Consider the following 9,998-nt stretch of genomic DNA (forward strand, 5'->3'; position numbering starts at 1 on the left):
TTGAAAAAAGACAGCAATTAGATTTGCTAATCGCTAATGTCGATCAAACATTAGCCCAAAGCGAAGGGAGAATAACAATGACAAACAAGGAGAAATTTGAAGGCTTTAAGCAGCAAATGATTGACGAGAATGAGAAGAAGTATGGCAACGAGATTAGAGAAAAATACGGAGATGAGCAAGCAGAGCGCTCCAATCAAATCCTCAAAAACATGACAGAAGAGCAGCATACTGAGATTGAACAATTGGGCGCCAAAATTTTGAGCCTGCTCATTGAGGCTTATGCAACGGGTGACCCTGCCGGCGAGCTGGCGCAACAGACTGCAGATTTGCATCGTCAGTGGCTCACTTTTTATTGGGGCAGTTACAGTAAAGAGGCACATGCGAATATCGCCCAAATGTATGTGGATGACGAAAGATTTGCCGCTTACTACGATAAGCACCAGCCTGGCGGAGCGGTTTTTTTAAGGGATGCCATTCATGTATACACCGGTACTCGGCAGCAATAACGAAGAAGCAGCATATCCTCCGCATGAGGATTGTGCTGCTTCTTTTTTACTTACACTCCCGTCCCTATCCCTTGACCGAGCCCGCCGTCAATCCGCGGATAAAGCTTTTGGAGCCTATTGCGAATAAGATGAGCACCGGGATCGTTCCGAGCGTCAAGCCAAGAATTTGAGCAGCCAAGTCCGTCCGATACGCATCTCCAAGCGCCGTAATTCCAAGCGGTATCGTGTACAGCTCCGGCTTATTCACGATAATTAGCGGGAGCAGATAATTGTTCCAAGACCATAGGAATACAAGCAGAGAAAGCGTAGTAATGGCCGGGTATATAAAGGCAACCACAATTCGAAAAAACACGCCGATATCCGAACAGCCGTCTATACGCGCGCTTTCCAGCACCTCGGTAGGAACCGCGCTTTTGATAAACTGAGTCATCCAATAAACGCCAAACGCATTCGCCACCCAAGGCAGAATAAGCGGCAGCAACGTGCCCGACAAGCTGAGATAGCGCATCTCGATGACATAAGCGACAAGCCCCAATTGACCGGGAATCATCATCGTGAGCAGCACCGCAGCAAAAATTTTGTTCTTATACTTAAAATGATGTTTGGCAAAAGCAAAGCCGGCAAACGCACTGACGAGTACCGACAGCACCGTACTAAAGAGCGATACGATGATGCTGTTCCAATAAACCAGATCGAATCGGCTAGCCGCAACCGTTTTGAAATTTTCCAATAAATAAGTGCCGGGCACAAGAACGATTTTCGTAAAGAGGTCTTCATTCTGATAAGTTCCCATAATGGTCATAATATAGAAGGGCAGCAGCGCAAAAATAGAAAGCAGAGCGATTGCGGATGTCGCCAGCGTCGTCCGGACCGATTGACTCATTCCTGTTCCCCCCTATAAAATCTTGCGCCGATAAACGAAAAGAATGCAATAATGATGCATAAGCCATAAGCGATAGCTGCCCCTAGCCCGTAACGGGTCATGCTGCCATAGGCGGTATCATACATATTCCATACCGTGGTCAAGCAGCATCGATCCGGACCGCCGATGACCGCCGTGCTTGAACCCATCCCAGAGCCTCCGAGCAGAAGCATCGGCTCTTCCAAAAGCTGAAAACCGCCAATGATCCCTGTAATGACAATAAATACGGTGACCGGCTTCAGCAGCGGAAGCGTGATGGACATAAATGTTCGATAGCCAGATGCTCCATCCACTTGCGCAGCCTCATTCAAATCCTTTGGTATGTTGGCGAGCCCCGCCAAGTAAAAAATCATTGTATAGCCGAAGCCTTTCCAGAACAGCATGACGATGATGACTATTCGGGCGTACAACGGGTCTCCCAGCCAATATATGCCCTCATCGATCAGACCAAGATGAAGCAGGATTTTATTAATGAACCCCGCTTGCCAGTCAAAGAGAAGATTAAACATAAGCCCCACCGCAACAGGCGTTACGATATAGGGGAGAAAATTCACCAATTGAAAAAAGCCTTTCCACTTTACCCACCTGCTGTATAGCAGCGAGGCTATGAGCAATCCAAAAATGATTTGGAGCGGAAGCGTAAACACAACAAACAACAGCGTATTGCCAACCGATTTGAAAAAATAAGAATCCGGATTAAACAAAAATTTGTAGTTGTCGAGTCCAATAAACGTTTTATCCCCTATGCCGTTCCAGCTCGTCATGCTGACATATAACGAAAACACCATTGGAATAAGGCCAAAAGCCAAATAAAACAAAATGTACGGGGAGAGGAAAAAGTAAGGCACCCATTTTCTTTTTAAAGCATGCATCGCCTACACTCCTGACTATTTGACATCTGGTGAGAAAAGAAGCGGCCCGATGAAATAAACAGACCGCTCTTCATGCTGCCGCTACCCGTCGCTTACTCCCAAACGATTTTAGGAGCTTTGGCTTTCAGCTCCTTTTGAATCCGGTCCAAAGCCTGTTCTACGCCAAACGAGTCGTCTTTTGCGAGCGTCTGGAGCACGATATTCATCACATCATCCAGCACAAGGTCATTGATATTTTCCGGCATGTCCTTTGTGGTCGCAGAGATGTCGACAAAGAACTTGTCGCCGATATCTTGACTGCCGAAGTTTCGCCAAGTCCAATTCGTAAATGATTGATCCTCATAAGCCTTCTTGAAGTGCGTAAATACGCCATCCTTTTTCTGCGCTTCCGCGCCTTCCTGCGACATCGACGTAAACTCGATCCATTTCCAGGCTAACTCCGCATTTTTGGCTCCCTTCGGAATACCGTGCGAGGAGCCGCCTCTGATGAATCCTCCTCCAGGAGGCACCATCAATGCCCAGCGATCATCCTTCTTATCGTTAGGGCCAATCACATACTGCGGCATCCATACGGGAGACATGGCGAATATGTATTTTTCTCCGCCAAATGTTGCGTTCCATGCAGGCGTCCATTGATCAAGCTTGTCTATAATGCCTGAATCCCGAAACTTGACCAAATCGGTTACGGTGCTCGTAAGCATAGGCACATTCAGCTTGTCGCCATCAAAGTAAGGCTCGGCGCGTTGTCCCTTCAGCGTTTGGTTCACGTCGCCGAGGCTTGGAAACATTTTAACCTTGCCGCCGCTCTGCTGCAGCACCTCTTTTCCCTTCTCAATAAACACATCCCAGTTTGTGAAGATCGCCTCCATTTCCTCCGGATTATCCGTACCGAAATATTGTTTGGCGAGCGATTTGATGTAAGCAATCCCGGCTACGCTCATATCGTCGGGAATAGCTATGAGATGATCGTCTTTGGCAAAGGTTGCAAGATCATAATCGAACAAAATCGATTTATCGGCATTATACGGTGCCGTTTCTAGATTTTCGAGTATATCCATATCGAAGATTTTCGCCTTTTGACCACGTTCAATCCTTACGACATCCGGCAATTCGCCGCCTGAGGCGATCGTCGTTTGCAGCTTTTTCGAAATATCCTCCGCAGCAACGTTTACGCGTTTTACTTTGATATTGGGATACTTCTCGTTAAAAGCCGCCAAAGCGGTGGGATGCTCCGGCTCCCACGTCCATAAAACAAACTCCCCCTTGTAATCGGCATTTCCTTTGACGGCTGCGTTGCCCGCGTTATCTTGTTCCCCGGTGCCTGTGTTATTGGCTGCCGCCTCTTCCTTGTTATTGACGGTATTGCCTCCTCCGCAGGCGACCAGCATGCTTGCAAGCATCATGATGGAGATCACTAGGCACATTGATTGGATCCAAATCCTCTTTTGCATCGTATAATCGCTCCTTTGTTCACCTTATAATGTCTGCGCTTTCAATATACATGCTAGCGAATGTAAGCGTAAACATTGCTATTCTACACTTTTGGTCGCGATCCTACTTTTCCCCTTGCTTCTATATCCCTTATGTAAGTTATAATCAATCATACAAAAAATCCCGCGGAGGCGAGCATGATGAAGATCATATTGGTGGATGACGAACGAATTGCCTTGGAGCATGTAAAAAGTCTTCTCCTCTGGGACGAATATGGTTACGAAATTGCTGCATCCGCCTCAAATGGCAGAACCGCTCTTCGGCTTTGCGAGGAGCTTCGCCCTCAAATTATGATTGTCGACATTCGCATGCCTGTAATGGACGGGCTCGAATTGATCCGGGCGGTCTCCGAACGTAAATTAGGCGTGAAATTTATTGTGATGAGTGCCTATCAGGATTTCGAGTATGCAAGGCAAGCTATTGCTATAGGGAGTGTCTCCAGTTATCTGATCAAGCATGAGGTAGACCGGGATAAATTGCTTCATGAATTAAACAAAGCCAAAGAAAGCTGGGAATGCGAACAAAAACAAAGAAAGATCGAGCGCTCCGATCAGCTCATGAAAGCAGTGACGGGGGCAGCAGCAATGACCGTGTTTCAGGATAACCAAGCTGCGCCGCCTTACGCCATCCTGCTTATCCAGAGGGATTCGCCATTCTCTGCCATACCTTCTCCCTTTGGGAAAACATCGAGCCTTCAAGCTCTCGACTTGGCTTCCCATGAAATCAACTTGTGCTCGGGTCAATCTGATTGGCAGCTAATTGGCGAACTCTCCCTGAACCGGAACCAATTCATAGCGCTGTTCTCTCAGAAAAATAAAACCGTCTCCATGCAGCGCCAAAGCTTTGAATATCTTGCAAGGTCTACTGATTCGCATCTAAAGCTGCATGATGACAGCAGCTATTCCTTCTATTACTCATTTCAGAGCACTGATTCCTCCTCGCTCCACGATTCCTTTCGCAGAGTCGAGGCTGCCGCAAGGCACGCTGTATTTAGTGGGAAAAACAGCCTGCAATGCGCGGATGAACTTCCGATGCTGCCTCTGGACAACGAAATCCATCCACCGTTGCCACCTCGCAATATCTACTTTGAGGAGCTAATTGAAGGGATGGATCAGCATGATCCCGCGATAATTGAGAGCGTTATCAAAAGGGTCTTTAACTCGCTATGCTCCCCCCTCTGGGATCTGGCTGGCTTGTACGAGGCCATCCATGCGCTGACCGGAATTATAAATAAGCGATATGCCGCCAAAGGATTGCCGGAAGCAGATCCGCTCACATTAGGGGAAGCAACCCCCTTGTATCACATTGATGAGATCATGAATAGATTTATCGTCATCCTTCAGAGGTTGTGCTCCAATAAAGCTGAACTTGACCGCTTATCCAATAAGCTGCTGCGGGCAATGCAATATATTCAAATGCATTATCACGAGGATGTCAACATTGAAGACGTTTCCCGATCGATAGGCATAAGCCCCTCCTATCTTCATCAATTGTTCAAGCGCGAGCTGGGGCGTACGTTTCTCGATTATTTAACGGAGTACAGAATTAATCAGGCCAAACGTATTTTGAATCAAGGGGATGCGAAAATGACCGAGGTCTCCGCAAGAGTCGGCTACCGTTCGCCCCAGCATTTTAGCCAAGTATTCAAAAAAACGACGGGCATGCTTCCCCACCAATACCGGCACGGGGGCCACCGTTTATGAAGAGCCTGCGCTCTGTCATCCTGCAGCGGATCGTTATCGTTGCTATTGTCAGCTTCCTTCTCTCAGCGGGCTTTACCTATTATTATTTTAAAACCATAGTGGTGGAGCAGATGATTCATGAGGATGAAACGGAGCTTAGCCAGACCGTTAGACAGCTTGAATACATGTCGGATGATATTGCTAAGTTTTCCTTTTCCCTTATTATTTCCGATCAGCTTCAATCCTTCTATAAAACTTATAATCAGCTGGATATCTTTGATCAATTTGCGATGGTTCAAGACACATTAGAATATCTTGATGATAATAAGGGACTGCGCAAGGAAGTTAGCAGCTTCGCTCTTCTCCTGCCGGACAACCGGGTATTCTGGAGCGAGGCAAGAAACGATCATTACTTTAGCGAGTTATTAAAGGAAGAGTGGTATTTGAATTATGCCCAGTCAGGCCGGCAGCATGCCTTTACCGAGCCGCATGAGATGTTTCTAACCGGCAATACGTTAGAAAAAGGGAAGATCATTAGCTTTATCGTTACGGTAAAAGATATTGAGCAGCCGGGTCAAACGATCGGCAAGCTGATTCTAAATCTCGATTATGATAGCTTCGAGTCATTGCTTGACTTTGGCAGCGCGGGCTTCGAAGGTTTTTTGTGGCTAAACGACGCAGGTTATTTATTGTATGAGAAAGCTAGCCCATCATCGGATTTCCCGTTGGTCCCTTCACTTATAAAGGCTGCATCAGAGGAACAACAAGAAGGGATCTCTTCCATTGATAGAGGCTATATGCTGATCGATCGGTTCGAGAGCATCAACTGGAAACTGGTCGCCTTTGTCTCCCAAGCCTCACTGATGGAACGGGGCAAAATCATCATCTATCTTCTCGGTGTATTTTCGCTAACGAGCACGATACTAATTCTGCTCTTAATGATGCCTGCCATCTTCCGCATCACGAGACCCATTATGCGTTTATATCATGCCATGAACGCCGTCTCCAGCGGAAAGCTGCACACCTCGGTCAACATTAAAACCGGCGATGAATTAGAGAAGCTTGGCCTCGGCTTTAATCGTATGACCCATCAACTGCAGGCCCATTTGGAACAATCGATTCGCCATGAAAAAGATAAACGAGAGCTGGAACTTGAGCTTCTGCTCTCCCAATTGAATCCGCATTTCGTATACAATACGTTAAACGCCGTTATTTACATGGCTCAGAAGCAAGGGAATGACGATATTGTCCGAATGGTCAGCTCTTTTATAAGGCTTCTGCAGGATGCGGTTAAAATGGACGGGGCTAAGACCTTAATCCCTTTGCGGGAAGAGATCGGATTGTTGCGCGATTATATCGCGATTCAATCCTTTCGTTACATCGACATGTTTGAGGTCGCATGGGACATTCAAGATGAAGCTTATGAGTGCCTCGTGCCTCGCAACCTGATTCAGCCTTTTGTTGAAAATGCGATTTTCCACGGGATTTGTCCAAAAGAAGAGACCGGAATGCTGCGCATATCCGCTTCGCTCGCCAAGAACGTCCTAATTCTGAAGGTTGCGGACGACGGGATTGGCATTGAAGCCGACCAGCTGCCGACCATTTGGGAGAAAGGGAAGCCTAAGCAAAACGCTGGGCTCCGGCACATTGGCTTATCGCATACTCGCAAAAGAGTCGAGCATTTATTTGGAGGGCAAGCCTCCCTGCGGATGGAAAGCTGCCTTGGCCAAGGCACTACTGTTACGGTTGAACTGCCAAAGCAAATGGCTCATGCCGATTAAGGATCAAGAAAGGACCGTCCAGGATAGAGGCAAATCCCTCTCTCCTAGGCGGTCCCAAGCTTCATTCCATTCTTATGATCAGCCCTTCTTGGTGAATCTGACTCCATTCCTCATCGGCAGCAAACGGTGGCTTCTCCCCCCATGTATCATCAAGTGAGCAGCTATAAATGCTGTATGCCAAAATCATGCAAGCCATTATTGCGTCTGTCGCATGCTCAATCGGCATTCCGATTTTCTTCCCGCTTGGCTGCCTCGGAACGCTATCCGGATCAAGCCTTATGGAGAAGCTTGGATCAATCTTATTTTTGAAAGCCGCATCCAGCTGCTCTAGGGCGTAATCGTCCTCTCTATTCAAGCCAAGCTTCGACCAGCCATGACTCGGATAAACTTCGTACAAACGAGCCGCATCCGCCCTATGCGCATCAAACGGATAAATAGCAGCATCATTAAGCAGGTTAAATAATAGCTTGCGTCCCCCATATACCATTCCATTCATACTGATAGGCGTTTCTGCAATTGGACTTTTAGCGTCTGCGGCAATATCCGTTAATCTGCAATGCTGTGTATTGTTTTTACCGCTATGTATTTTGCCGAATTTGGTCTTGAACTGCATTCGCGATTCCAAGTAAGCGGCATGAATAAAGCTTCTCCACGACGATTGGTAGTGATTCGCCAGATGCTCCTTCGGTATGGAGAAGGGAAAATCCAGTCCCCATGGTGCCGGCGCATGCTTAATCATACTAAATAAATCGAGCCTGTCCTCGCATGGAATGACTTCCGTGATCGTTAGGGATTGCTGCTCTAAGTTTCCTACCGCTACATATATTTTGCCATTTGGATCTTTTGCCCCGCTAAAATCACACCCGTATACGATCATGTTAGCCTCCTGCCGCATCGTCAACCGGAGGAGTAAGAGGCAAGATGAGCTTAAACTCACTGCCGACTCCCTTGGTGCTTTGAAGCGTTAGAGAGCCGCCCAGCAGTCTTGCAAGCTGTTGGCTGATCGAGAGTCCTAGACCGGTTCCTTCGTATTTTCGTCTGGTGGTGCTGTCTTCTTGCAAAAAGGTTTCGAAAATGAGCTGCCGACTATGTTCGTCGATGCCAATTCCAGTATCCCGAACGGCAAAAGCAATGAAGCCGGGTTCCGATTCATTTGATATATGTACGGTAACACTTCCACGATCCGTGAATTTAATTGCATTAGCCGTTAAGTTGCTTAAAACTTGACTAAGCCGAAGTCCATCTGATACGAGCAGAGCAGGTACATCCTTATCTGCAATAATCTCAAAGCTTAGCTTCTTCTGATCCGCCAATGGGGCAAGCTGATGCTGAAGCAGCTGCGTTATATCCGTAATGGATACTTCGCCAAAGTCCATCTCCATCTTCCCTGCTTCCATTTTCGCGAGGTCCAAAATATCAACGATAATGCGCAGCAGCTCCGTGCTGGAGCTATTTATAATTTCTGCATACTGCAGATTCTCGCTATCCTCCTTGTCCGCCTCGTTTTCACGGATAAGCTCGGAGAGAAGGATAATGCTGTTAAGCGGCGTTCTTAGCTCATGCGACATATTCGATATAAATTCTGATTTGTATTTAGAGGAATTTAAAATTTGAAGCGCTCGCTCTTCAAGCTCCTTATGGGCTTCTTTAAGCTCGTTTGTCTGCTCCACAAGGATTACGTTTTTATTTCGAAGCTCTTCCGCCCGGTGCTGCTCCTTATAGAAATCGTAAATAATAAATAAGAAAAACGCGCCTAGCAGCAGAGAAAGCGGAAGCGTATAAGGCATGATATGCTTCAAATAAACCTCACGGGATAGAGCGCCAAAGCTCGCGATACCTATCACCTGCATCAAATTGATGGTCAGCAGCGAGATCGTCGCTTTTTTGCGGTAACTCCATTCCTGCTTCCGTTCGTACAACATAACGAGTCCTGAAGCGACCAGACCCAAAATAACGATATTAATCGATCCGGTAAGCGCATTCGGGGTTACTCCGTTGACACAGTACCTTGTTGCGGCAATTCCCAAGCCGATTATGAAGACATACCGTGGATTTCGAAACATAAGCGATGCAAAAATAATCGGCACCACCCGCAAGTCTAATACAGCGCCTTCCTTCAACTGAACGCCTACCATCATCGCCAGCCAACCGCAAAAAATAAATATTACAATCATTGCGCTATTTTTGACGATTGAGGATGCATGCTGAAATAAGTTCTTATAAAGAAGGTTGAACAGGTAGGCACAAGTTATGAGAATGCTCATATTTGTGAAGAAGGTTACGTAAAAATTCATAGTCCGCCTCCCTTATTGGCTTAATTGTACACGATTGCTGCCAGCTTTGACAAAAAAAAAGACCTAGGATCTTTGATCACAAGGTCACTTTTTGGCGTTCAGCCAATAAAAAAAGCCTTGCTCAGCAAGGCTTTAATTATTAAATGTATGCGCGTAGAGGGACTTGAACCCCCACGGTCGCCCGCCAGATCCTAAGTCTGGTGCGTCTGCCAATTCCGCCATACGCGCATGTGAGAAAAAAATGGTGAGTCATGTAGGATTCGAACCTACGACACCCTGATTAAAAGTCAGGTGCTCTACCAACTGAGCTAATGACTCATAGTAATGGTGGAGGCTGACGGGATCGAACCGCCGACCCTCTGCTTGTAAGGCAGATGCTCTCCCAGCTGAGCTAAGCCTCCAGGGAAACAATAAAACCCACCGGCATGTGGGGTTGTTTCTTAGCACAAA

8 protein-coding genes and 3 tRNA genes (1 of these 11 cut by a window edge) are annotated in these 9,998 nt (G+C 46.9%); 3 read left to right on the plus strand and 8 right to left on the minus strand.

Annotated elements, in window-relative coordinates; genetic code table 11:
* Window positions 1-506, plus strand: partial view of a MerR family transcriptional regulator gene (locus A7975_RS11500; RefSeq protein WP_065385195.1) — the 3' portion only. It extends 262 nt beyond the left edge of the window; 506 of the gene's 768 nt are visible here — the last part of the coding sequence; its start codon lies off the left edge, out of view; the stop codon is at window positions 504-506.
* Between the two features lie 64 nt (window positions 507-570).
* On the opposite strand, the gene A7975_RS11505 is transcribed toward A7975_RS11500, so the two are convergent.
* The 3 genes from A7975_RS11505 to A7975_RS11515 all read right to left on the minus strand — a co-directional run bounded on the left by A7975_RS11505 (window position 571) and on the right by A7975_RS11515 (window position 3,751).
* Window positions 571-1,389, minus strand: a complete 819-nt coding sequence (locus A7975_RS11505) for a carbohydrate ABC transporter permease (protein ID WP_053374083.1) — start codon at window positions 1,387-1,389, stop codon at window positions 571-573.
* Window positions 1,386-2,300: a carbohydrate ABC transporter permease gene (locus A7975_RS11510; RefSeq protein ID WP_065385196.1), complete on the minus strand. Its 915-nt coding sequence runs from the start codon at window positions 2,298-2,300 to the stop codon at window positions 1,386-1,388. Before A7975_RS11510 ends, A7975_RS11505 begins: the two co-directional genes overlap by 4 nt.
* A gap of 92 nt (window positions 2,301-2,392) precedes the next feature.
* Window positions 2,393-3,751: an ABC transporter substrate-binding protein gene (locus tag A7975_RS11515; RefSeq protein WP_065385197.1), complete on the minus strand. Its 1,359-nt coding sequence runs from the start codon at window positions 3,749-3,751 to the stop codon at window positions 2,393-2,395.
* A 177-nt stretch (window positions 3,752-3,928) separates the two neighbouring features.
* Here A7975_RS11515 and A7975_RS11520 point away from each other — a divergent pair, with 177 nt between their 5' ends.
* A complete protein-coding gene (locus A7975_RS11520; protein WP_082198150.1) occupies window positions 3,929-5,494 on the plus strand; it encodes a helix-turn-helix domain-containing protein in 1,566 nt (521 codons plus the stop codon).
* Window positions 5,491-7,254, plus strand: coding sequence for a cache domain-containing sensor histidine kinase (locus tag A7975_RS11525; RefSeq protein WP_065385199.1), 1,764 nt, complete (start codon window positions 5,491-5,493; stop codon window positions 7,252-7,254). The genes A7975_RS11520 and A7975_RS11525 overlap by 4 nt, the downstream gene beginning before the upstream one ends.
* Window positions 7,255-7,315: 61 nt before the next feature.
* Here A7975_RS11525 and A7975_RS11530 read toward each other — a convergent pair whose 3' ends face one another.
* The 5 genes from A7975_RS11530 to A7975_RS11550 form a co-directional block, all read right to left on the minus strand.
* Window positions 7,316-8,131 (minus strand): hypothetical protein, encoded by an 816-nt coding sequence (locus A7975_RS11530; RefSeq protein ID WP_065385200.1) that lies wholly within the window; start codon window positions 8,129-8,131, stop codon window positions 7,316-7,318.
* Window position 8,132: 1 nt separating this feature from the next.
* A complete protein-coding gene (locus A7975_RS11535) occupies window positions 8,133-9,548 on the minus strand; it encodes an ATP-binding protein (RefSeq protein ID WP_065385201.1) in 1,416 nt (471 codons plus the stop codon).
* Window positions 9,549-9,696: 148 nt separating this feature from the next.
* A tRNA-Leu gene (locus A7975_RS11540) sits at window positions 9,697-9,776 on the minus strand.
* A gap of 14 nt (window positions 9,777-9,790) precedes the next feature.
* Window positions 9,791-9,866: transfer RNA gene (locus A7975_RS11545), tRNA-Lys, on the minus strand.
* A 7-nt stretch (window positions 9,867-9,873) separates the two neighbouring features.
* A tRNA-Val gene (locus A7975_RS11550) sits at window positions 9,874-9,949 on the minus strand.
* Between the last annotated feature and the right edge of the window lie 49 nt (window positions 9,950-9,998).

Source organism: Bacillus sp. FJAT-26390 (assembly GCF_001682865.1).
Classification (GTDB): domain Bacteria; phylum Bacillota; class Bacilli; order Paenibacillales; family Paenibacillaceae; genus Pristimantibacillus.